The 21,847-nt window shown below is 54.9% G+C and carries 24 protein-coding genes; all 24 read left to right on the plus strand.

All coding sequences use genetic code 11. The annotated features are described in order from the left end of the window. Positions 1-11: 11 nt before the first annotated feature. The 24 genes from whiA (at position 12) to B5F28_RS03700 (ending at position 21,816) form a co-directional block, all read left to right on the plus strand. Positions 12-929, plus strand: a complete 918-nt coding sequence (whiA, locus tag B5F28_RS03585) for a DNA-binding protein WhiA (protein ID WP_087293473.1) — start codon at positions 12-14, stop codon at positions 927-929. Continuing rightward, a complete protein-coding gene (locus B5F28_RS03590) occupies positions 922-4,425 on the plus strand; it encodes a DNA polymerase III subunit alpha (protein ID WP_087293475.1) in 3,504 nt (1,167 codons plus the stop codon). The genes whiA and B5F28_RS03590 overlap by 8 nt, the downstream gene beginning before the upstream one ends. A 119-nt stretch (positions 4,426-4,544) precedes the next feature. Beyond that, entirely contained in the window at positions 4,545-5,519 is a 975-nt protein-coding gene (gene pfkA, locus B5F28_RS03595) for a 6-phosphofructokinase (protein WP_087293477.1), read from the plus strand. Between the two features lie 136 nt (positions 5,520-5,655). Continuing rightward, positions 5,656-6,324: a sporulation protein YunB gene (locus B5F28_RS03600; RefSeq protein WP_158097509.1), complete on the plus strand. Its 669-nt coding sequence runs from the start codon at positions 5,656-5,658 to the stop codon at positions 6,322-6,324. A gap of 89 nt (positions 6,325-6,413) precedes the next feature. Continuing rightward, positions 6,414-8,393: an NAD-dependent DNA ligase LigA gene (ligA, locus tag B5F28_RS03605; RefSeq protein WP_164474881.1), complete on the plus strand. Its 1,980-nt coding sequence runs from the start codon at positions 6,414-6,416 to the stop codon at positions 8,391-8,393. 95 nt (positions 8,394-8,488) lie between these two features. Next, complete coding sequence (locus B5F28_RS03610) at positions 8,489-9,391, plus strand: GTP-binding protein (RefSeq protein WP_087293481.1); 903 nt, start codon at positions 8,489-8,491, stop codon at positions 9,389-9,391. Continuing rightward, complete coding sequence (locus B5F28_RS03615; RefSeq protein ID WP_087293483.1) at positions 9,388-9,858, plus strand: hypothetical protein; 471 nt, start codon at positions 9,388-9,390, stop codon at positions 9,856-9,858. Before B5F28_RS03610 ends, B5F28_RS03615 begins: the two co-directional genes overlap by 4 nt. A 15-nt stretch (positions 9,859-9,873) precedes the next feature. Then, the gene (gene spoIIIAC / locus B5F28_RS03620; protein ID WP_058962995.1) at positions 9,874-10,068 is read left to right on the plus strand and encodes a stage III sporulation protein AC; all 195 of its coding nucleotides are present in this window, start codon (positions 9,874-9,876) and stop codon (positions 10,066-10,068) included. Positions 10,069-10,077: 9 nt separating this feature from the next. Further along, on the plus strand, positions 10,078-10,458 hold the full coding sequence (locus tag B5F28_RS03625) for a SpoIIIAC/SpoIIIAD family protein (protein ID WP_087293485.1): 381 nt from the start codon (positions 10,078-10,080) through the stop codon (positions 10,456-10,458). Next, positions 10,455-11,504, plus strand: a complete 1,050-nt coding sequence (locus B5F28_RS03630) for a stage III sporulation protein AE (protein ID WP_087293487.1) — start codon at positions 10,455-10,457, stop codon at positions 11,502-11,504. Before B5F28_RS03625 ends, B5F28_RS03630 begins: the two co-directional genes overlap by 4 nt. Before the next feature lies 1 nt (position 11,505). After that, a complete protein-coding gene (locus B5F28_RS03635; protein WP_087293489.1) occupies positions 11,506-11,937 on the plus strand; it encodes a stage III sporulation protein AF in 432 nt (143 codons plus the stop codon). Beyond that, positions 11,927-12,469, plus strand: a complete 543-nt coding sequence (locus B5F28_RS03640) for a hypothetical protein (protein ID WP_087293491.1) — start codon at positions 11,927-11,929, stop codon at positions 12,467-12,469. Before B5F28_RS03635 ends, B5F28_RS03640 begins: the two co-directional genes overlap by 11 nt. Then, entirely contained in the window at positions 12,469-13,077 is a 609-nt protein-coding gene (locus B5F28_RS03645; RefSeq protein ID WP_087293493.1) for a SpoIIIAH-like family protein, read from the plus strand. Before B5F28_RS03640 ends, B5F28_RS03645 begins: the two co-directional genes overlap by 1 nt. Positions 13,078-13,157: 80 nt before the next feature. Next, a complete protein-coding gene (locus tag B5F28_RS03650; RefSeq protein ID WP_087293495.1) occupies positions 13,158-13,532 on the plus strand; it encodes an Asp23/Gls24 family envelope stress response protein in 375 nt (124 codons plus the stop codon). Between the two features lie 59 nt (positions 13,533-13,591). Further along, positions 13,592-14,023 (plus strand): transcription antitermination factor NusB, encoded by a 432-nt coding sequence (gene nusB, locus B5F28_RS03655; RefSeq protein WP_087181492.1) that lies wholly within the window; start codon positions 13,592-13,594, stop codon positions 14,021-14,023. Beyond that, positions 14,023-14,955, plus strand: a complete 933-nt coding sequence (locus B5F28_RS03660; RefSeq protein ID WP_087293498.1) for a tRNA (adenosine(37)-N6)-threonylcarbamoyltransferase complex transferase subunit TsaD — start codon at positions 14,023-14,025, stop codon at positions 14,953-14,955. Before nusB ends, B5F28_RS03660 begins: the two co-directional genes overlap by 1 nt. Then, the gene (gene xseA / locus B5F28_RS03665) at positions 14,948-16,183 is read left to right on the plus strand and encodes an exodeoxyribonuclease VII large subunit (RefSeq protein ID WP_087293500.1); all 1,236 of its coding nucleotides are present in this window, start codon (positions 14,948-14,950) and stop codon (positions 16,181-16,183) included. The genes B5F28_RS03660 and xseA overlap by 8 nt, the downstream gene beginning before the upstream one ends. After that, positions 16,161-16,394, plus strand: coding sequence for an exodeoxyribonuclease VII small subunit (xseB, locus tag B5F28_RS03670; RefSeq protein WP_087293502.1), 234 nt, complete (start codon positions 16,161-16,163; stop codon positions 16,392-16,394). Before xseA ends, xseB begins: the two co-directional genes overlap by 23 nt. Positions 16,395-16,417: 23 nt before the next feature. Then, entirely contained in the window at positions 16,418-17,275 is an 858-nt protein-coding gene (locus tag B5F28_RS03675; RefSeq protein WP_275532605.1) for a polyprenyl synthetase family protein, read from the plus strand. 19 nt (positions 17,276-17,294) lie between these two features. Further along, a complete protein-coding gene (locus B5F28_RS03680; RefSeq protein WP_087293504.1) occupies positions 17,295-17,762 on the plus strand; it encodes a divergent PAP2 family protein in 468 nt (155 codons plus the stop codon). A gap of 32 nt (positions 17,763-17,794) precedes the next feature. After that, positions 17,795-19,654, plus strand: coding sequence for a 1-deoxy-D-xylulose-5-phosphate synthase (dxs, locus tag B5F28_RS03685; protein ID WP_087293506.1), 1,860 nt, complete (start codon positions 17,795-17,797; stop codon positions 19,652-19,654). Between the two features lie 3 nt (positions 19,655-19,657). After that, a complete protein-coding gene (locus tag B5F28_RS03690) occupies positions 19,658-20,464 on the plus strand; it encodes a TlyA family RNA methyltransferase (protein ID WP_087293508.1) in 807 nt (268 codons plus the stop codon). Positions 20,465-20,497: 33 nt separating this feature from the next. Next, positions 20,498-21,343, plus strand: coding sequence for an NAD(+)/NADH kinase (locus B5F28_RS03695; RefSeq protein WP_087293510.1), 846 nt, complete (start codon positions 20,498-20,500; stop codon positions 21,341-21,343). A 5-nt stretch (positions 21,344-21,348) separates the two neighbouring features. Further along, entirely contained in the window at positions 21,349-21,816 is a 468-nt protein-coding gene (locus tag B5F28_RS03700; RefSeq protein ID WP_087293512.1) for an arginine repressor, read from the plus strand. Positions 21,817-21,847: the final 31 nt, after the last annotated feature.

The following is a 21,847-nucleotide window of genomic DNA, read 5'->3' on the forward strand; positions in this document are numbered from 1 at the left end:
TCGGAAACCGAATGAGCTTTTCACAGGATGTTAAAACCGAGATCACCCAAAAGAAAATTGCCCGGCCCTGCTGCCTGCTGGCTGCCAGCTATGGCGCGGCCTGCTTCAGCCGCTATTTCGACAGTCGGGGTGTTGTCTTCCAAACAGAGCTGGGCGGCGCTGCTCACTATGTCAAACGCATCTTTCATTTGTGCGGCATCGAAGGCAGTGTAACCAGCAAACAGCGGCCCAGTGGCATGGTTTACGAATTCAAAGTGGACGAGCCGGAGCAGGTCCGGCTGATGCTGGAAAAATTTCACTGTGATCCGGACCAGATCAGCCTGCGCATCGATCCCACTCTGCTGCGCTGCCCTCAATGCAGTGCAGCTTTTCTGGCCGCTGCATTTGTTTGCTGCGGCACCATGACCGATCCCAAAAAGGAGTACAATCTGGAGTTTCTGTCCAACCGACACAATCTGGCACGGGATCTGGAGGGGATTCTGGCGGAGCATGAATTCCGCCCCCACCGCACCCTGCGCAAGGGAGTAAACGTGGTGTACATTAAAGCCAGCGAACAGATCGAGGAACTTCTGGCATTCATGGGTGCAGGCAATGCGGCCATGGAGATCATGAACCACAAGGTAATCAAGGAACTGCGCAACAAGACCAATCGCCTGACCAACTGCGAAACCGCCAACATGGACAAAACTGCAACCGCAAACGTTCAGGTAACGCGGGCCATCGAATATCTCAAGCAGAACCACATGTTCGATGGTCTGAGCCAGCCTTTGCGGGAAGCGGCTGAGCTGCGGCTGGCCTGGCCGGATCTTTCGCTTTCCCAATTGGCAGAAAAGAGCCCTCAGCCCATCAGCAAATCAGGGCTCAGCCACCGGCTGAAAAAGCTGGAACGTCTGGCATCTGAACTGCAGCAAAGGAGAACCAATGGCTGATACCAACAAGCAATTTACTCATCTGCATGTCCACACGGAATACAGTCTTCTGGATGGTGCCTGCCGGATCGATCGGATCTTTGAGCGGGTCAAGGAACTGGGGCAGACCTCCATTGCCATCACCGACCACGGCGTGATGTACGGCTGTGTGGATTTTTACAAGGCTGCAAAAAAGGCAGGCATCAAGCCCATCATCGGCTGCGAGGTCTATGTGGCCAACCGCTCCCGCTTTGATAAGGTCAACCGGATCGACGGTTCCAACCATCTGGTCCTGCTGTGCAAAAATGAGACCGGCTATAAAAATCTGATCAAGCTGGTTTCCGCCGGCTTTATTGAGGGCTTCTATTCCAAGCCCCGTGTGGACAAGGAACTGCTGGAACAGCACCACGAGGGACTGATCTGTCTTTCTGCCTGTCTGGCGGGTGAGGTGCCCCAGGCACTTCTGGCCGGCGATTACGAAAAAGCCCGCCAGGTCGCACTGTATTACAACAATCTGTTCGGGCAGGGAAATTACTACATCGAGATTCAGGATCACGGCATCGAAGAGCAGCAGCAGGTCCTTCCGTTGTTGATTCGTCTTGCCCGTGAAACGGGAATCCCGCTTGTGGCCACCAACGACTCCCACTATTTACGCAGGGAAGACAGCAAGATGCAGAGCATTCTGATCTGCATCCAGACCGGCAAAACCATCCAGGATGACGATAAGCTGGAATTTGAGACCGATGAATTTTATCTGAAAAGCACCGACGAGATGTACGAGCTGTTTGCCATTGCGCCGGATGCCTGCGAAAACACCAACCGTATCGCAGAACAATGCAACTTCGATTTTGAATTCGGTGTGACCAAACTGCCTTATTTTGAAGCGCCGGACGGAATGGACAACCAGGCCTACTTTGAAAAGCTGTGCTACGAGGGTCTTACCCGCCGTTACGGAAATGATCCGGCGCCGGAAATCCGTGAGCGTCTGGATTACGAGATCGACGTAATCCGCCGCATGGGCTACACCAACTACTATCTGATTGTTTTCGATTTCATCAACTACGCAAAAACCCAGGGCATCCCGGTGGGCCCCGGCCGAGGAAGCGGTGCCGGCAGCCTGGCCGCCTATTGCGTGGGCATTACAAACATCGATCCCATCCGCTACAATCTGCTGTTCGAACGATTTTTGAACCCGGAACGGGTGAGCATGCCGGACTTTGACGTGGACTTCTGTTATGAACGCCGGCAGGAGGTGATCGACTATGTGAACAACAAGTACGGTCACGATCATGTGGCCCAGATCATCACCTTCGGAACTATGGCCGCCCGCGCTGCACTGCGTGACGTGGGCCGCGTCATGGACATGCCCTACGCCGCAGTGGACGCGGTGGCCAAACTGGTCCCCATGGAGCTGAAAATGACTCTGCACCGGGCGCTGGAGGTATCGCCGGAGCTGAAAGCCCGCTACGACTCCGACGAGCAGGTGAGGGAACTGGTGGACACCGCCATCAAGATCGAGGGCATGCCCCGCCACGCCTCCACCCATGCGGCAGGTGTGGTAATTACCCGGGAAGCAGCCAACGAGTACGTCCCGCTTGCCTGCAACGACGGCGTTCCCGTGACCCAGTTTACCATGACCACCATCGAGGAGCTGGGCCTTTTAAAAATGGACTTTTTGGGCCTGCGCACCCTTACGGTAATTCGGGATGCGGAGCGGATGATTCAGCGTCGGGTGCCGGAGTTCTCGGTGGAAAAAATGCCTTATGATGATCCGGCCACCTACGAAATGCTGGGCCAGAGCGAAACGGAGGGTGTGTTCCAGCTGGAAAGCACCGGCATGAAGCAGGTGCTTCTGGGTCTTCGCCCCCAGAACCTGGAAGACATCATCGCTCTGATCTCGCTGTATCGCCCGGGTCCCATGGATTCCATCCCCACCTATCTGCGCAACCGCCATGAGCCGGGGAAGATTCACTACAAGGTTCCTCAGCTGGCGCATATTCTGGACGTAACCAACGGCTGCATTGTGTATCAGGAGCAGGTCATGCAGATCTGCCGGGAGCTGGCGGGCTTCTCGCTCGGTCAGGCCGACCTGGTGCGCCGTGCCATGAGCAAGAAAAAGCACGATGTCATGGAACGGGAGCGTCAGAACTTTGTTTACGGCAGCAAGGAACCGGGCTCGGAATGTGTAGGCTGCATTGCCAACGGCATCGATGAAAAGACCTCCAACGAGATCTTTGACGATATGTCCAGCTTTGCCTCCTACGCCTTCAATAAATCCCATGCGGCCTGTTATGCCTATGTGGCGTATCAGACAGCTTACCTGAAATGCCATTATCCCAATGAATTCATGGCCGCCCTGCTCACCAGTGTGCTGGACAACACCGACAAGGTGATCGAGTATTCCGGTGAGTGCCAGCGGCTGGGCATCAAGGTGCTGCCCCCTAACATCAATGTGAGTGACGGCGGCTTCACTGTGGACGGAGCAAACATCCGTTTTGGCCTGAATGCAGTCAAGAATGTGGGCCGGAACCTGATTGCCGCGGTGGTCCGCGAACGTCAGGACCAGCCCTTCCGCTCACTGTACGATTTCTGTCGCCGGATGTATGGCTGTGAAATCAACCGCCGGGCTGTGGAGAGCCTGATCAAGAGCGGCGCATTTGATAGCCTGGGTTCCACCCGCCGGGCCATGCTCCAGTGTATTGAGGGCATTCTGAAAAGCGTAGAGACCGACAGCCGCAAAAATCTGGAAGGTCAGCTTGACCTGTTCAGCCAGAGCGGTGATCAGGAATCGGTAAACGACTACGTGATTCCCGCACTGGAAGAATTCCCCACCGGAGAACTGCTGCAGATGGAAAAAGAGGTGAGCGGTCTGTATCTGAGCGGGCACCCGTTGGACGCTTATCGGGAAATCATCAAAAATATATCCAGCTGCAAGATTAGTGAATTGACAGGGGAAGGCGCCAAAGCTTACGATAATAAAGTGGTCAACATTGTTTGCGCGGTAATTAAAAGCAAATTTATGACGACCCGCTCCAACACCATGATGGCCTTTACCAACGTGGAGGACCTGAGCGGTACCATGGAGATTCTGGTATTCCCGAAGATCCTGCTCAACTGCAGGGACGCGCTGCAGGAAAATGCTGTTGTGGTCATTACCGGCCGCGTTTCGGTAAAGGAAGACGAAGCGGCCAAGCTGGTGGCGGAAACTATTGTTCCCATTGAACAACACCAGGCACGCCGTTCGGAAAATCCGGCAGCGGGTAGCATGGAAGAAAAGAAGACTCAAGCACCCAAGAAGGGATTGTATCTGAAGCTTCCCAGCCAGAACAGCATACAGTTCCGCAAGGTGACGAACCTGCTCAGCGGCATCTTTGATGGCAGTATGCCGGTCTACATGTATTTTGAAGATCGCAAGCAGCTGACACTGGCACCTCGCAGCCTGTGGGCATTGGACCATGAACTGCTTTATCCTGAATTACGCCGAATTTTAGGCGACAGGAATGTTGTTACAAAATAGTTGGTCAATCGGGCAAACTTTTTGGCGACAAATTACGCAGAAGGTTTTGCATTTATGTTGCCAGGGTGTTATAATTATAGCAATGTCAAATTTCGATTTGATTTAGGAGGGGCATTATTATGTATAAGGAAATCAAAACCATCGGTGTATTGACCAGCGGCGGCGACGCACCCGGCATGAACGCTGCGGTTCGTGCGGTTGTTCGTACCGCTCTGAGCAAGGGCATCAAGGTGATCGGTATTCAGCGCGGCTACAACGGCCTGCTGAACGGCGAGGTTCGCGAGATGGACCTGCGCAGCGTGTCCGAAATCATTCATCGCGGCGGTACTGTTCTGTACACCGCCCGTTGCCTCGAGTTCGTGACCGCCGAAGGTCAGAAGAAGGGCGCTGAGAAGTGCAAAGAGCTGGGCATCGACGCGATGGTTGTAATTGGCGGCGATGGTTCCTTCAAGGGTGCTCGCGCTCTGGCCAACCTGGGCATTCCCTGCATCGGTATCCCCGGCACCATCGACAACGACATTGCCTGCAGCGAGTACACCATCGGCTATGACACCGCCATGAACACCGCTGTGGAAATGATCGATAAGCTGCGCGACACCACCCAGAGCCATGACCGCTGCAGTGTGGTTGAGGTTATGGGCCGCAATGCCGGCTATATTGCTCTGAACGTGGGCATCGCTACCGGCGCTCTGGCTATCCTGATCCCCGAGCGTCCCTATGATCTGGAACACGACATTATCTCCCGTATGAACCAGACCCAGAAGACCGGCAAGAAGCACTTCATCGTAATCGTAGCCGAGGGTGTTGGTCATGCGCAGGAGCTGGCCAACGAAATTCAGGCCCGCACCGGCATCGATTCTCGTGCCACTGTTCTGGGTCACGTACAGCGTGGTGGTTCTCCCACTCTGCGTGACCGCGTGACTGCTTCTCAGATGGGCTACCATGCCGTCAATCTGCTGGAGAAGGGCATCTACAACCGTGTGGTTGCCGTTTCTGCCGACAAGATCGTCGACTATGATATCAGCGTTGCTCTGTCCATGCACAAGACCATCGACACCATGATGCTGGATGTAGCCAACACCATCTCCATCTGATTTTTTCTGGCATTTCAAAAGGCATGCTGCGAACTGCAGCATGCCTTTTTTGTTTGAAAAATCCATAACTGCCTCACGATTCTTCTCTTTTACGAATATACTGGTTCAAAGAACGCCAACAATGGAGGAAGGATCCATGCGCCGTACTTCATCATGTACCACCCGGCAACATTCCGCAAAGCGGAGAAAACGAGGTCTCTGGCTGGTAATCGGATTTTCTCTGGTCCTGTTTGCGCTGCAGCGGTTCGATCAATCCATCCGCCCGCTCACCAGGCAGGTAATCCAATACCAGTGTCGAGCGCAGGCAGTGCGTACCATTCAAACCGCCTGTAACTCCATTCTGGAGCAAAACAGCACTCTTTATGACAGCCTTTACACCATCCAGCGGGATAATACCGGCAGGGTACAGAGCGTAGCAATCAATTCTGCACGGATCAATGCTCTCGAGGATGCTCTGGTGGAACAGGTTAATCAGTCGCTGTGCCAGCAACTGCTGCCATTGCGCATTCCTTTGGGCACGTTGACCGGCATTCAGCTGTTCAGCAATCTGGGGCCGGAAATCGCCATACAGGCACAGCCTCTTTCTCTGGTATCCAGTCAGGTAAAAAGTGATTTTTCTCAGGCCGGTGTAAATCAGACTCTGCTGGAGATCACGGTTTGCTTTTCGGTGCAGATTGGCGCACTTTTGGCAGGTGAGGTGATTCCGGTGGATGCTCAGACAGAGGTGCTTGCTGCACAGTTTCTGATTGTTGGCGAAGTGCCGCAGCTTTATGCGCAAACTGGGGGAAGTACCGAAAAAGCCTAGCCGCCGGATGGACTAATGTGTTATAATTAAAAACCAGAACAGGGGAAGAGATTTTCGCTCCTCAGTTGGACTTTCAAGAGGTGATCATTTTGACATTGGAACAGGCCCAGCAGCGCGTTCTCGAGCTGCGCCGGGTAATCGAATATAACAACCGCCTTTACTATGATCGGGACGCTCCCGAGCTGGAGGATTTTGAGTATGACGCACTGAATCGTGAGCTCAAGGAGCTGGAGGCCCAGTTCCCCCAGCTGATCACACCCGATTCTCCCACCCAGCATGTGGGCGGCACTCCCTCGGGAAAATTCGCCAAGGTAACCCACGCGGTGAAGATGGAGAGCCTTCAGGATGCCTTCTCCTATGAGGAGCTTCGAGATTTTGACCGTCGGGTCCGCGGTGAGGGCATAGAACCCCGCTATGTGGTCGAGGTGAAGATTGACGGTCTTTCGGTAAGCCTGGAATATGAGAACGGTGCGTTTGTGCGGGGCTCCACCCGTGGCGACGGTGTAGTGGGCGAGGACGTCACCAAAAATCTGGCCACTATTAAAGACATCCCCAAGAAGCTGCTGAACGCGCCGGAATTTCTGGAGGTACGCGGCGAGGTCTACATGCCCCATGCAGCCTTTGAGCAACTGGTGGAGGAGCAGGAGCTGAACGACAAGCAGCCCTTCAAAAATCCCCGCAACGCGGCCGCCGGTTCTCTTCGCCAGAAGGACAGCAAGATCACCGCAGGCCGTGGTCTTTCCATTTTTGTATTCAACATTCAGCAGATTCGGGGCAAAGAGCTGCACAGCCATCAGGAAAGCCTGGATTACGTGAAGCAGCTGGGCTTTGTGGTATCGCCCCGATACCACAGCTTTGACAACATTGAAGATGCCATCGCTGAGATTGAAGCCATCGGTCAGATGCGCGGCACCCTGCCGTTTGACATCGACGGTGCGGTGATCAAGGTGGATGACTTTGCGCAGCGTGCCATGCTGGGCAGCACCAATAAATTTCCCCGCTGGGCAGTTGCGTTCAAATACCCTCCGGAAGAAAAGGAGACCGAACTGCAGCAGATCGACATTACCGTGGGCCGTACCGGCGTACTTACACCTACCGCAGTATTTGCGCCGGTCCAGCTTGCAGGCACCACAGTTTCCCGTGCCATTCTGCACAACGAGGATTTCATCCGTCAGCTGGATGTGCGCATCGGCGACCGTATTCTGGTGCGTAAAGCGGGAGACATCATTCCCGAAGTGGTGGCGGTAACCCAGCACAAGGATGGCTCCGAGCCCTATCAGATGCCTCAGGTGTGCCCTTCCTGCGGAGCACCCGCCGTGCATCTGGAAGGGGAGGCTGCTCTGCGCTGTGTGAATCCGGAGTGTCCCGCTCAGGCGCTGCGCAACATCATCCACTTTGCCAGCCGGAACGCTATGGACATCGACGGTCTGGGCAAGGCGGTGGCCGCCCAGCTGGTCAGCAAGGGCTATGTACACTCGGCGGCAGATCTTTATGATCTGACCGAGGAGCAGCTGATGACGCTGGAGAAATTCAAGGAGAAGAGCGCCCGCAACCTGCTGAACGCCATTGAAGCCTCCAAAGGCAACAATCTGGACAAGCTGCTGTTTGGTCTGGGCATCCGGAACATCGGTGAAAAGGCCGCAGCCCTGATTGCAGAGCACTTCCGCTCCATGCAGGCTGTGCGGGAGGCCGGGGAAGAGCAGCTCAGCGAGATTGACGGCTTTGGTGCAGTCATGGCCCAGAGCGTGGTCGCCTTCTTTGCCAAGGAGGGCACCGAGGACCTGATTCGTCGTCTGGCTGATGCCGGTGTGAATATGGAGTGGCACGGTGAGGAAAAAACCGACAAGCTGGCCGGTAAAACCATCGTGGTTACCGGTACACTGCCCACTCTTTCCCGCTCAGAGGCAGAAGCGCTGATTACAAAGAACGGCGGCAAAGCCAGCGGTTCCGTCTCGAAAAAGACTGCATATGTGCTGGCTGGCGAAGCAGCTGGCTCCAAGCTCACCAAAGCCCAGCAGCTGGGTGTACCGGTGATTGATGAAGAAACCTTCCTGCAAATGATTCAATAATGCTTGATCCCCTCGGCAACATGCCGGGGGGATTTTTTGTTCTAGCGCAGCCGATGTGCTCATATGCTTGTAGCACAAAGGAGCGTGAAACAAAAATGGACGAGTATTACAGCGCCATCCAACGCCTGCCTGCCCCGGTGCGGGATGCCCTTGCGCAGCTGCCTCCGGCTTTTGCCGCACAGGTACATGAAATCCGGCTGCGCAGTGAGCGCCCCATCGTTTTTTCCACCCCGCATGGTCCGATACTGGCGCCGAATCTTCTGCCCAAATGTGCCGGGGCCCTGCAGCTGAGCGCCCGCGGGCTTCAGGAATGCTTTTATTCGCTGTGTGAAAAATCGGTGCACAGCTATGAAAGCCAGCTTTCCCAGGGCTTTTTTACCATTCCCGGCGGGCACCGGGTCGGTGTGGCCGGGGTCTGCCGCACCACAGAAAACGGACGCAACAGCTTTCAGACCATCACCTCGCTGAACCTGCGGGTGGCGCGAATGCTGTTTGTTCCGCTGCCGCCGCTGCTGCAGAGCAGCCTTGCGGATTCCTTTCACGGGATGATCCTGGCAGGTTCTCCAGGAAGCGGAAAGACCACACTGCTGCGCAGCATCATCAAAGCTGCCAGCGATCAGGGCAAAAAGATCGCTGTTGTGGACGAGCGCCAGGAGCTCTGGCCCTGCGATCCCTGGGGGAATGTGCCCCACATTCCGCTGAACTGCGACGTTTTGTCCAACTGCCCCAAAGCAGGAGGGATCGAAATGGCCGTGCGCTGCCTGGGACCGCAGATTGTCGCCTGTGATGAGCTGGGCTCACACGAGGAATTTCGTCAGGTGGAGCATGGTATACAATCCGGTGTTGGCTTCATCTGCTCGGTTCACGCCGCCAGTATGGACGAGCTGGAGGCACGTCTGGAACGAAGCCGCTCCAAACTTCGTGCCTTCTTTTCCCTCTGCGCGTTTCTGGAAGGGGCGCAAAAGCCCGGCTGCATTCGCGAAGTGGTGGCGCTATGATCTGGGTCATCAAGCTCAGCGGTGCGGTGCTGGTGGGGACTGCCGGCTTCCTGTTCGGCGCAGAGCAGGCCGCCGTTTTGCGCCGGCGCGCCGTCTTCTGGTCAGAGCTAGCCGGTATGCTGACGCAGATTCAAGATGCTGTGCGCTATCGAGCGCTCGCTACGCCTTGTCTCTTGGAAGAGCTGCAGGCGGGGGAGTATCCCCATCTGATGCTGGACAATTGTTTCGCTTTGGAGGCATATCAGTTCCCGACATACATTTCCCCGGGGGATGCAGCGCCATTTTGCCCTCTGTTCGAGCAAATCGGACAGGTAAGTGCGCAGGAGCTGTGCGGCCAGATGCCCTATTACATCGAGCTGGCCCGGCAAAACGGTGACCGCCAGGAAAAGGAATACAAAGCAGCTGCACGACTTTACCCCCAGGCCGGTGTTTGTGCCGGACTGATGGCTGCGCTGCTGCTCTTATGAAGGAAGGGTAGAACAATGGACATTGACCTGGTATTCAAAATTGCCGCCATCGGCATCATTGTTGCGGTTCTGAACCAGCTTCTGATCCGTTCCGGACGGGAGGATCAGGCCATGATGACCACACTGGCGGGGCTGATCGTTGTGCTGTCCATGCTGGTGCAGCAGATCAGCGATCTGTTTGTGAACATAAAATCACTGTTCAATCTATGATGATGGAATATGGAAATTTTTCAAATTGCCGCCTTTGTGCTGGTGGCCGCCGTTCTCATCGGACTTGTTCGCGAGCACCTGCCCTCCTATGGAATCCTGTGTCTTCTGGGTTGTTCCGTGGTGCTGCTGCTCTATCTGCTGCGGCTGGCTGCTCCGTTGATCGAGCAGCTAAATGCTTATGCGGCTTATTGGGAGCAAACCGGTTTTTCCACGGTGATCAAAGCCGCCGGGATCGCGCTGGCCTCCCAGACAACGCAGGATCTCTGCCGGGATGCCGGACTCAGCAGCCTTGCAGGCAAGGTGGAGTTCGCGGGCCGCTGCCTGATTCTGATGTGCGCACTGCCCCTGTTTCAAACCGCAGCCGAGTCACTGGCCGCTTTTCTGCAATGAAGCGTCTCGTGGCCCTTCTGTTTTTGCTGACCATCCTGCCCGGTGCTGCCTTCGCCCAGGAATTGCCGGAGGCTGCGCAGGACATTCTGGACTCTCCGCCGGTTACTGCCGAGGAGTTTCAGAGTTTCTCCGCACCACAGCTTCTGGAAAAGCTATTGGGTACCGCCAAAGAGCAGTTTGAGCAGCCCTTTCGCCTCTTGGCTTCTGTATCCGCCACTGTGCTGATCGCTGCTGCCGCGCTCAGCCTTCTGCCCGGCAGCGACTGGCGCACACCGCTGGAAACCGTCTGTCTGCTGGGCATCAGTACTGCGGCCTTGCAGCCGATGCTGCCGCTGCTGGAGCAGCTGACGGAACGGATACAGGAATGCCAGACCTATCTCATCAGCTTTGTCCCGGTTTTTTCCGGTGTGATGATCAGCTGTGGCCAGCCCACACAAGCGGCTGTTTACAGCGGCATGTTCTTGACCATGGCTGCTTTTTGCGCTCAGATGATCAGTGTGGTGGCGCTTCCTCTTGTGCGTGCCTTTCTGGCGCTGACCGTTGCAGGTGGGCTTTGTGAACTGGGCGGCCTTTCCGACGGCTGCGCAGTCCTTCACCGGATTGTGAAGTGGATTCTCGGTCTTTTGTCCATTCTGTTCGGTGGCGTTCTGGGGCTGCAAAGTGTGCTGGCTCAGAACACCGATACCCTGGCCATGAAAACCGGGCAGTTCCTGCTCAGCAGCGGTGTTCCCGTGATCGGCAGTCTCGCTTCCGATGCCATGGGCAGTGTTCTCAGCGGGCTTCGGGTTTTGAAGGGAACTTTGGGTTTTGCCGCCATCGCGGTTCTGACCGTCACCTTTTTGCCGCTGCTGATCCGCTGCTTTTGCTTTTACCTGGCATATCTTCTGAGCGCCGCGCTGGCAAAGGCATTCGGTCTCAGCCGTGCAGGCCGTGTGTTGGAGGGAATGGGGCAGGCAACCGGGTTGTGCATCTCCTTTCTGGTGTTCTTTTTCATGCTCACGGTTCTTTCCACTGCACTGATGATCCTGCTGGGAGGGGGTGGCTGAAGTGAATGAATGGGCACTCACCCTTTGCATGGCCTGTGTCCTGGCCGGAGTACTGGAACTTCTGATGCCACGCAAAGAATACGAAAAAAGCATAAAAGTGGTTGTGGCGCTGTATATTTTAGTAACGGTCCTGCAGCCTGTACGGGCGGCGTTTTCCGACTGGGATACGCTCTGGCCGTCGGAGCAGACGGATACCGTGGATTTTTCCGGCTATCGCTCCGGGCTTGAGCAGCAGGCCTTGGAGGAACAGCTGGAGCAAGTTCTCGCTGCCCAGGGGATCGAAGGCCAGCTCCGGGTGGAGACCGGCCCGCCTTTGATCGTAACCGCGATTGATTGCACCGAACCGGAGCGGGCCAAAGCAGCACTGCGGCAGGTACTGGGCGAGGGAGAGGAGATTGAGATCAGGGCGGAGGAACCGAGCGATGGGACGTGATTTTTTCAAGGAGCTTTTCAAAGCAAAAAACTGGAATCGAAGTAGCCTTCTTGTTTTTGCCGGTGCGTTGGGATTGTTTCTTCTTCTGGCCGGAAATGCATTTCCGGCCGAAAGCAGCAGCCGCGAAACTGACGAGCCGCAAAGCACTGCAGACGAGGCTGCGTATGTGCAGGAATACGCTTCCAACTTGGAACAAACACTTACCGGAGTCATTGAGAGTATCCAGGGTGCCGGGCACGTAAAGGTAGCTGTAACCCTGGAAGCCGGCCCACAAACGGTCTATGCACTGGACGAAACAGACCGGGGTGAAAACGGAAGCGAAGTCCAGCACATCTTGATGGAGGATTCTTCCGGGCAAAGTGCTCTGGTGGAGATGGTCTGGGAACCGGAGATTCGTGGAATTGCCGTGGTATGCCAGGGCGCGGCCGATGTTCAGGTTCAAGCGCAGATCACCGAAGCGGTTTCGGTGCTTACCGGTGTTTCGAGCAACCGGATCAGCATTGCAAAAATGAATGAATCGGAGGGAACATAATGCAAGCAAAAAAGATCAACCAGAAAATGACGCTTCTCACCCTGGTGGTGGCTCTGGGCGTGGCTGTGTATCTGAACTGGGAGTACGCCAAAAGCACCGATCTGGTGATGGGCGACACCGTTCAGGCCAACGCCACGGCCAGCACTGGCATCATCACGGATGAACTTGCCGTGGAGACCGCTGCCTCCACCCAGGAGACCGCCGACAAAAACTATGGTGAAGCCCAGCTGGTCAGCGTAGGGGACCCCACCGGAAGTGACTTTTTTGAACAGGCCCGTCTTTCCCGTACCAAAACCCGGGATGAGGCCCTGGACACCTTGCAGAAAAGCCTGAAAAACAGCGCGCTCACCCAGGCGGAAAAGGACACGCTCACCCAGGAGCTGACCGCTACCATCGAAAGCATTACCAAGGAGAGCGATCTGGAAAGTCGGATCAAGGCCAAAGGCTTCGTGGACTGTGTGGCCTTCATCGACGGGGATAAGGTCAACATCACGGTCATGACCACCAGCGACGGCCTGACCCAGACCGAAGTGGCACAGATCCGGGACATCGTGCTGAGTGAGTGCGCGGTGAGTGCACAGAATATTACCGTGGTAGAAATAAAATGACCTTGTAGATTATGCAAAAAGATGGTATAATATCTTCAATTCAGATGCCATGAAAATAATTACCTTTGGGAGGACCGGGTATGGAAGTTTCAAATTCCAATGTTGTAAACGGCAGCTTGCAGATCTCCACCGATGTGATCGGTAAGATTGCAAAGCTTGCAGCCACCGAAATCGACGGCGTGGTGGACGTTTGTGCCGGTTCCGCTGGGATGCGCAGCTTTTTGGGCAAGGTAAACCTGCAAAAGCCTGTTTCGGTGGAGCTGCTGGAGAATGTGGCCGAGATCACTGTCAGCCTGACGGTGTGCTACGGCAGTCAGATCCCGGCGGTCTGCGAAAAAGTGCAGGAGAACGTGAAGTCTGCTGTGCAGAATATGACCAGCATCACGGTCGCCCGGGTAAACATTGTGGTGGTTGGCGTCCTGCAGGAGCCGGAACTGCCTGCTGAAGAAGAATAACCAATCGGCCCTCCCGCGGTACGCAGGGGGGCTTTGGCTGTGAGAGGATACTTTATTTTATGGAAAAACTGACACGCAGAACCGCACGTGAGAATGCCTTCCTGGCTGCTTTTGCATCCACCTTCGACAACGCCATGCCGGAGGATGTAATTGCTCTGAACAACGAGCTGGGCGAAAACCGGGTAGACGAGTTCGGCCGCAAGCTGATCGACGACTACTATGAGCACAGCGCTGAGATCAATGACATGATCCGTGATCACCTGAAGGGCTGGACCATTGACCGCATTCCCCGGGTAAGCCTCACCGTGCTGCGTCTGGCTTTGAGCGAGATCCTGTATGGCGAAGAGAAACTGCCCAGTGTTACCATCAATGAGGCAGTGGAACTGACCAAGAAATTCGGCGGAAACGAGGACTACCAGTTCGTGAATGGCCTGCTTGGCTCTGTGGTGCGTGAACTGGGTCTGGCGGATCAGGACTCCGCTTCGGAATAATGCTCACACTGGGCATCGATACCAGCAACTATGCAACCTCTTTGGCCGTGTATGATTCCTGCGCCAAAGAGGTTGTTTGCGATAAAAAGCAATTTTTGCCCGTCAAGCAGGGGCAGCTTGGCCTGCGTCAGAGCGATGCGCTGTTTCACCACACAGCAGCTCTGCCGGAGCTTTTAAACCAGCTCGGCCAGCAGGTGGATCTGCGCCAGATTCAGGCGGTGGGCGTTTCCACCCGCCCGCGGCCGGTGGATGGCTCTTACATGCCCTGCTTCCTTGCAGGCAAAAGCGCGGCCGTGGCGTTTGCTTCGGCTCGCGGCATCCCTCTGATTGAAACGACCCATCAGCAGGGACACATTGCTGCTGCGCTGTTTGCCACTGGCGAGGAGGATTTGTTTCGGCGCTCCAGCCTTGTGTTCCATGTTTCCGGCGGAACCACCGATCTTCTGCTTTGCAACGGCTACGACTCAATTCAATGCATCGGCACCAGCAGTGACCTTTATGCAGGCCAGGCAGTGGATCGGATCGGGGTAAAGCTTGGATTTGACTTCCCGGCCGGTGCCATGGTCAGTGAGCTTGCCGCAAACTGCACCGAGACGGTTCGCCCGAAAGTAAGCGTAAAGGGGACAAGCTGCAGTCTGTCCGGCTTGGAAAATCAATGCAACCAGCTTCTGGCACAGGGCAAAACACCTGAATACGTTTGCCGCTACTGCTTGAACTGTGTAGCCGAAACTGCACTGCGCATGGTAAAGGCATCTCTTGAGGAGTACCCGGGATTGCCGGTGGTTTTTGCCGGAGGAGTAATGAGCAGCCAGATCATTCGGGAATACGTGACCCGCCGACTGTCCAGTGCGCATTTTGTACCCGGCAAGTTTTCCAGCGATAACGCCATTGGCGTGGCGTGTATCGTTGCACGGGAGGCAAACCATGGCTGAGATGATCACCGTTTCCGGGTTGAACCGTTATGTTCGGTCGCTGCTGGACAGCGACCGTTTTTTGTCTGGAATCGCTATCAAAGGTGAGATTGCCAACTTTGTGCATCACTATAAGAGCGGACATTTTTATTTTTCGCTGAGGGATGATGCCGCCAGCGTGAAGGCAGTCATGTTCCGGCAGGACGCCCGGCGGCTTGCCTTTACTCCACAGGAAGGAATGCGGGTGATCGTGCGCTGCCGGGTCAGTCTTTACGAAACCACCGGTGCGTTCCAGATCTACGTACAGGATATGTTTCCGGATGGCATCGGCGCTGCCCAGATGGCCTTTGAGCAGTTGAAGGCCCGCCTGGAACAGGAAGGCCTGTTCCGTCCCGAGGTCAAGCAGCCCATTCCCACCTGCCCTCGCTGCATCGGCGTGGTCACCAGTGAGACCGGCGCGGCTTTGCAGGATATTCGTAATGTGCTCAGCCGGCGCTGGCCGCTGGTGAAGCTGCTGCTTGCTCCTGTTAATGTGCAGGGCGATCAGGCCGCGGCCCAGATCGCCCGTGGTATCCAGGTATTGGACCGTTCCGGAAAAGCCGATGTAATCATTGTGGCCCGTGGCGGCGGCAGCAGGGAAGACCTGTGGGTCTTCAACGATGAAGGCATCGCCCGTGCAGCTTACAGCTGCAAAACTCCTCTGATTTCCGCCGTCGGCCACGAGATCGATTTCACCATACTGGATTTCGTGGCAGATCTCCGGGCCCCCACTCCTTCGGTCGCAGCAGAGCTTGCTACCCCGGACCGGCGAGAAACCATGGCAAAACTCATGAATATTTCGGATAATATTCACAAAAATATTCAGTCGAAGCTTGAAATGTGTTATAATAGGCTTGATCCACTGGCAGAAAAGTGGGAGTCTTTGACTCCTGCCGCACTCTGCGCCGCCCGCGCAGACAGACTGAATGAACAAGTGCAGTCTTTACAGACCGGCATGAAGCGGATCTATCAGGATCGACTTCTGGCTATGCGTCACGCGATGCAGCTTGCTCACTCGCTCAGCCCCTACACAGTTTTGGAGCGCGGCTACGCCATCCCGAAGACTGTAAAGGGAAAGAGCATTACACTTGAACAAGTAGCTCCTGGCGACCGAATTTTGCTGGTTGGCAGCAAAGTGTCGGTTGGCTGCCTTGTGGAACAAGTGCAAAAGATCGAGGTGCCTAAGAATGAGAAAACCGAAGAGCTTTGAAGAGGGCAGCGCATCCCTGCAGGAGGTGCTGGATCAGCTTTCCGACCCGGCAACACCATTGGATAAAGCCATTAAGCTTTACAGCGATGCCGCCAGTCTGATTGCATATTGCAACGAAACCCTGGAGCACGCCAAGCTGGAAATGGAGCGCATCGACCTTTCGCTTTCTTCCAGCATCGGTCATACTGGAGAGGAGGATATTCTTGCATGATGACCTATGAGCAACAGTATGATATGTACCTAAATGAGATCCAGACTGCTCTCCAAAAGGCCTGTGACACATACCTGCCGGAGGAATCCAGAGTTTGCCAGGCTGCACGCTACAGTCTCCTTGCCGGTGGCAAACGAATTCGCGCAGTTCTCACCATGGCTTGCTGCGATATGCTGGGCGGGGATTGGCGAGCTTCTGCGTATTTTGCCGCAGCAGTAGAGATGCTGCACTGCTTCTCCCTAATCCATGACGATCTGCCTTGCATGGATGACGATGACTTCCGCCGGGGCAAGCCCTCCTGCCACAAGGCCTTCGATGAAGCGACTGCTCTGCTTGCAGGAGATGTGCTGCTCACTGAAGCATTTGAGGTGATTGCTGATACCCCGCTGCCGGAACGCGCCCGTGTGGAAGCTGCTCGTTTGCTGGCCATAGGCGGCGGCAGCAGGGGAATGATCTGGGGGCAGGAACTGGATGTGACCTTTGAAGGTCAGCCCTTAAATGAGGAGCTGCTCCGAAAGATCCACAAAAACAAGACCGGTGCACTGATCAATGCCGCAGTACAGATGGGTGTGTCTGCCGCTGGCGGAACCGCCGAGGACGCGGCAAGCCTGGAACGGTACGCATTTGATCTTGGGCTTGTTTTCCAAATCGTAGACGATGTGCTGGATGTAATCTCCACACCGGAAGAGCTGGGCAAACCCATCGGGAGCGATCAGGAAAACGGAAAAGTCACTTTTGCAACGATCTATGCCCCACTGGGTGCACTGGAACTGGCGCAGCGGATCAACGACGAGAGCTGTCAGGCGCTGAGCCAGGCCTATGGTGACCGGGCGCAGTTCCTGATTCGACTGGCCAGTCAGCTGGTCACTCGGCGCAAATGATTGAAATGGAGAGGATTCGATGGACTGGATCAAAGAAATATATTGTTGGAACTACATGCTGTCGGTTTCACTCACAGCCTGGCTGATTGCACAGGTGCTGAAAACGATCATCAATTTCATCTTAATGGGCAAATTCCGGGTAGAGCGTATGTGGGGGTCCGGCGGTATGCCCAGCGCACACTCCGCCACTGTATGTGCGCTGGTGATTGCTGCCGGTCGTTCGCAGGGTACGCATTCGGAAGTTTTTGCCCTTGCAGCAGTTATGGCTGTGATCGTAATGTACGACGCCATGGGGGTACGTCGAGAAACCGGCGAACAGGCCAAGATCCTGAATCAACTGCTGTCTGACTGGCTGGATGAGGAAGCCAAACGCACCCCCATCCTTGGTGATAAAAAGCTGAAGGAAATGGTCGGTCACACTCCTTTTGAGGTGTTTGGTGGCGCGGCCGTAGGCATTGCAACCGGTTTGCTGATCCCAATGATGTGATGGAACCACTGTCTTTTTAGAAGGATTGTATCATGGCATATTCATTATTGGAACAAATCAATAGCCCACAGGATCTGAAGCAGCTTCCTTCCGGGCAACTGACGCCTCTCTGCGAAGAGATTCGAGCGTTTCTGATCGAAAGTGTCTCCAAAACCGGAGGGCATCTTTCTTCCAACTTGGGTACCATTGAACTTACGGTTGCAATGCATCGTGCATTCACCACCCCCACAGATAAAATCGTATTTGATGTGGGACATCAATGTTATACCCACAAACTTTTGACCGGCCGACGGCAGCAATTCGATGTGCTGCGCAAGCTGAACGGCCTTTCCGGTTTCCCTAGCCCCCGAGAGAGCGCCCATGACGCGTTTATTTCCGGGCATGGCAATACTGCTATTTCGGTAGCCATTGGCATGGCTAGGGCAAAAAAGCTGAAAAATGAACCCGGAAAAGTCATCGCTCTGGTTGGTGACGGTGCGTTTACGGGCGGCATGGTTTACGAGGGCATGAACAACATCGATACCCTCAATAACCTGATTGTGATTTTGAACGACAACAAGATGTCGATCTCCAAAAATGTAGGTTCTCTGTCCCGTTATCTCACTGTGCTGCGCACAAACCCGGAATACAATCGGGCCAAAGCCAGTACAGAAACCGTTCTATCAGCGATTCCGTTACTGGGCACCCCGCTGGTTCGAGCGCTGCAGAGTGGCAAAGCATTACTGCGCCGAGGCCTATACCATTCCACCATGTTTGAGGAAATGGGGTTCCAGTATCTTGGTCCTGTGGATGGTCACGATGTGATCAAGCTGACCGAACTGTTTCAGAATCTACACCATCAAACTGCACCGGTTTTTGTACATGCAGTCACTGTAAAGGGGAAAGGCTTTAAACCTGCTGAGGAGAATCCCGGCGAGTTCCATGGCGTCTCTTCCTTTGATCCCTCCCATGCGCTGGACCCGGATGTGGCCCCTGCTGCTTCCTTCTCCACCTGCTTCGGCCAGCATCTGGAAGCGCTGGCCGAGAGACGCACCAACGTGTGCGCAATTACCGCCGCCATGAAGTACGGTACCGGGCTGCAGTATTTCTACCGGCGTTTCCCCGATCGATTCTTTGATGTGGGCATGGCTGAACAGCATGCGGTAACCTTTGCTGCCGGCCTGGCCAGTCAGGGAATGCTGCCGGTGGTAGCCATTTATTCCACCTTTCTGCAGCGCGCCTATGACCAGATGATTCACGACGTATGTCTGATGAATCTGAACGTAGTATTCGCTGTAGATCGGGCCGGTCTTGTTCCTGGAGACGGTGAAACTCATCAGGGTATTTATGACCCCGCCTTCTTCCGTCAGATCGGCATTCCGGTCTACTCGCCTTGTAACTATGCAGAGCTGACCTACTGGCTGGAGTATCTTCTGGACCAGGGGAAGGGCCCTCGTGCTATCCGTTATGCACGCGGCGGCGAGCCGGAAGCGCTTTCTGCACTGGGCTGCAGCAAACAGCCCTATGATGTATATGCAGCCGAAGGCCAGGCCAAGACCGCTCTGGTTACCTATGGTACTCTGACCGCTGAGGTTCTAAAAGCGGCACAGCTGCTCCGGCAACAGGGGACAGCCGTGGATGTGTATAAGCTTGTGCAGATCAATCCTCTCCCCGAAGGGTTGTGCGAGGCATTGACCCGATATGACCACATTCTCTTTGCAGAAGAATGCGTGGCACAAGGCGGAATCGGCGATTCCTTGGGTGCCGCACTTTCAGAATACCGATGGCCAGGTCATCTGACTCTGCGCGGCGTGCACAGTGGTCGTGCAATTCCCCACGCTTCTGTAGCCGAACTTCGAGAGGTTCTTGGGCTGGATGCCGCCAGCCTTGCAAATGCAATAGAAAGGGACTAAGCATTGAAAATTCGATTGGATCAATATCTGTGCCAGAATGGTCTGGTACAAAGCCGGGAACGGGCAAAGGCTCTGATCATGTCCGGCATCGTATTTGTGAACGAGCAAAAGGCCGATAAAGCAGGCGAAATGATCTCTCCGGATGCGAAGGTTGAAGTGCGCGGCCACGACATCGGCTATGTGAGCCGTGGCGGCTTAAAACTGGAAAAAGCCATGCGCGCCTTCCCGCTGACCCCAAACGGAAAGGTCTGCATGGACATCGGTGCATCCACCGGTGGTTTTACCGACTGCATGCTGCAGAACGGCGCCCGTAAGGTATACGCTGTGGATGTGGGCTATGGCCAGCTGGCCTGGAAGCTGCGTACCGACGAGCGTGTCGTCAACATGGAGCGGACCAACATCCGCAACGTTACTCTGGACATGCTGGAGGAACCGGTTGAATTTTTCAGCGTGGATGTCTCGTTTATTTCTTTGAAACATATTTTCCCGGTGGCTCAGGCGGTTACTGCTGACCACGCCACTGGCGTATGTCTGGTCAAGCCTCAGTTCGAAGCTGGCCGGGAAAAGGTGGGCAAAAAAGGTGTCGTGCGCGAACCTGAGACCCATCGGGAAGTAATCCTGCAGGCTGCCGGGTACGCGGCTGCCAACGGTTTTTCCGTGCTGGGACTGGACTATTCTCCGATTAAAGGCCCGGAAGGGAACATCGAATTTCTGCTGTTCGTGGAAAAGGCAACGGATCAGCCTGTCCTTCTGCAGGAAGAATTGGCCGATCAGGTTGTCAGTGCCGCACACGGGGCTTTGGATCTGTAACACCCCAGAAGGTCTGCGAAAGGAACGATCCGCATGACTGTTTTTATTATTCCAAACACGACAAAACCGCGGGCTCGGACTGTAACCGCTCAGGCTGTACGAATTCTGCACAGTGCCGGCGCTGATGTGATCCTGGCCATCGGATCTGATGTGGAAACTCTGCCCGGTGTACGCTACATGCCCAAAGATCAGGCATTCACCGAATGTGATGTGGTGATTACCGTGGGCGGCGATGGTACAATCCTTCACACCGCCAAGGATTGTCTGGAATACAACAAACCGATTCTGGGCATCAATCTGGGTCGAATGGGTTTTTTGGCCACCTGCGAAGTGAACGAGATGCAAGCCAAGCTTACTCGGCTTGCCAAGGGGCAGTTTCAATGCGATAAGCGCATGCTTTTGAACGCTATTGTGGATGATGATGTGTCCCACGCACAAACCGCTTTAAATGATGTGGTTATTTACAAAGGGCATCGGCTTCAGACCATTGATTTTAACATCTACTGCGATGCCATTCTGGTCAATCATTGTTCCGGTGATGGTGTGATTGTTTCTACACCAACCGGGTCTACTGCCTATTCGCTTTCCGCCGGGGGACCGATTTTGGACGCACATATCGAAGGTATCGTGGTCAGCATGATCTGCGCTCACAGTCTGCATCAGCCATCCATGGTTTTTGCAGCTGACCGTTGCATCCGCATTGAAGTGAATGCAAAAGGGCGAAACGAGATTTTCATCAGCACGGATGGGGAAGAGGAACGCTCTCTGCGGGACGGAGGTCATGTGGAAGTGGAGCTTTCCCGCCAAAGTATTCGTCTGGTCACCTTTAGCCTGGCTGATCAGTTTGACGCTATCGACAGAAAATTACGAGGGAGGTAACGCCGGTGAAAGGTGAACGCCATAATAAAATTCTTGAATTGATCCAGCAACATGCAATCGACCGGCAGGAGGATCTGCTGCGCTATTTGAAGGATGCCGGCTTCCAGGTCACGCAGGCCACGGTATCCCGAGATATCCGGGAACTGCATCTGGTTAAAGTTGCAGCAGGCGGCGGACAGTATCGTTATGTATCCGCAGCTGCAGCCAGCAGCCAGCAGGTGCATTCTCCTGGCCGGTTTGAAATGATCTTTCGGGAGTCTGTGCTTAAAATCGACTATGCAGGTCACACCGTTCTGGTCAAATGCTTTTCGGGCATGGCCAACGCTGCCTGTGAGCTGTTTGATTCCATGAAATGGGAGGAAGAGGTTGTTGGCACCCTTTCCGGCGACGATACCTTCCTGATCTTGATGCGCACTGAGGCAGATGCTCAGCACCTGTGCCAGACCCTGAGTCAGTACGTGGCCAAACGCTGAGCAGAACGCAATCACAGGAAGGATTGATCAG

The organism is Gemmiger sp. An194 (assembly GCF_002160145.1).
Taxonomy (GTDB): Bacteria; Bacillota; Clostridia; order Oscillospirales; family Ruminococcaceae; genus Allofournierella.

Excerpts from the sequence above, each read along its gene's own strand:
- B5F28_RS03600 (WP_158097509.1), top strand. The coding sequence starts at position 5,656 with ATGCGCCGTACTTCATCATGTACCACCCGGCAACATTCCGCAAAGCGG.
- B5F28_RS03640 (WP_087293491.1), top strand. The coding sequence starts at position 11,927 with ATGGGACGTGATTTTTTCAAGGAGCTTTTCAAAGCAAAAAACTGGAAT.
- B5F28_RS03590 (WP_087293475.1), top strand. The coding sequence starts at position 922 with ATGGCTGATACCAACAAGCAATTTACTCATCTGCATGTCCACACGGAA.
- B5F28_RS03660 (WP_087293498.1), top strand. The coding sequence starts at position 14,023 with ATGCTCACACTGGGCATCGATACCAGCAACTATGCAACCTCTTTGGCC.
- dxs (WP_087293506.1), top strand. The coding sequence starts at position 17,795 with ATGGCATATTCATTATTGGAACAAATCAATAGCCCACAGGATCTGAAG.
- B5F28_RS03615 (WP_087293483.1), top strand. The coding sequence starts at position 9,388 with ATGATCTGGGTCATCAAGCTCAGCGGTGCGGTGCTGGTGGGGACTGCC.
- B5F28_RS03680 (WP_087293504.1), top strand. The coding sequence starts at position 17,295 with ATGGACTGGATCAAAGAAATATATTGTTGGAACTACATGCTGTCGGTT.
- B5F28_RS03650 (WP_087293495.1), top strand. The coding sequence starts at position 13,158 with ATGGAAGTTTCAAATTCCAATGTTGTAAACGGCAGCTTGCAGATCTCC.
- B5F28_RS03625 (WP_087293485.1), top strand. The coding sequence starts at position 10,078 with ATGGAAATTTTTCAAATTGCCGCCTTTGTGCTGGTGGCCGCCGTTCTC.
- nusB (WP_087181492.1), top strand. The coding sequence starts at position 13,592 with ATGGAAAAACTGACACGCAGAACCGCACGTGAGAATGCCTTCCTGGCT.
- B5F28_RS03610 (WP_087293481.1), top strand. The coding sequence starts at position 8,489 with ATGGACGAGTATTACAGCGCCATCCAACGCCTGCCTGCCCCGGTGCGG.
- xseB (WP_087293502.1), top strand. The coding sequence starts at position 16,161 with ATGAGAAAACCGAAGAGCTTTGAAGAGGGCAGCGCATCCCTGCAGGAG.
- B5F28_RS03695 (WP_087293510.1), top strand. The coding sequence starts at position 20,498 with ATGACTGTTTTTATTATTCCAAACACGACAAAACCGCGGGCTCGGACT.
- pfkA (WP_087293477.1), top strand. The coding sequence starts at position 4,545 with ATGTATAAGGAAATCAAAACCATCGGTGTATTGACCAGCGGCGGCGAC.
- xseA (WP_087293500.1), top strand. The coding sequence starts at position 14,948 with ATGGCTGAGATGATCACCGTTTCCGGGTTGAACCGTTATGTTCGGTCG.
- spoIIIAC (WP_058962995.1), top strand. The coding sequence starts at position 9,874 with ATGGACATTGACCTGGTATTCAAAATTGCCGCCATCGGCATCATTGTT.
- B5F28_RS03645 (WP_087293493.1), top strand. The coding sequence starts at position 12,469 with ATGCAAGCAAAAAAGATCAACCAGAAAATGACGCTTCTCACCCTGGTG.
- B5F28_RS03630 (WP_087293487.1), top strand. The coding sequence starts at position 10,455 with ATGAAGCGTCTCGTGGCCCTTCTGTTTTTGCTGACCATCCTGCCCGGT.
- B5F28_RS03675 (WP_275532605.1), top strand. The coding sequence starts at position 16,418 with ATGTACCTAAATGAGATCCAGACTGCTCTCCAAAAGGCCTGTGACACA.
- whiA (WP_087293473.1), top strand. The coding sequence starts at position 12 with ATGAGCTTTTCACAGGATGTTAAAACCGAGATCACCCAAAAGAAAATT.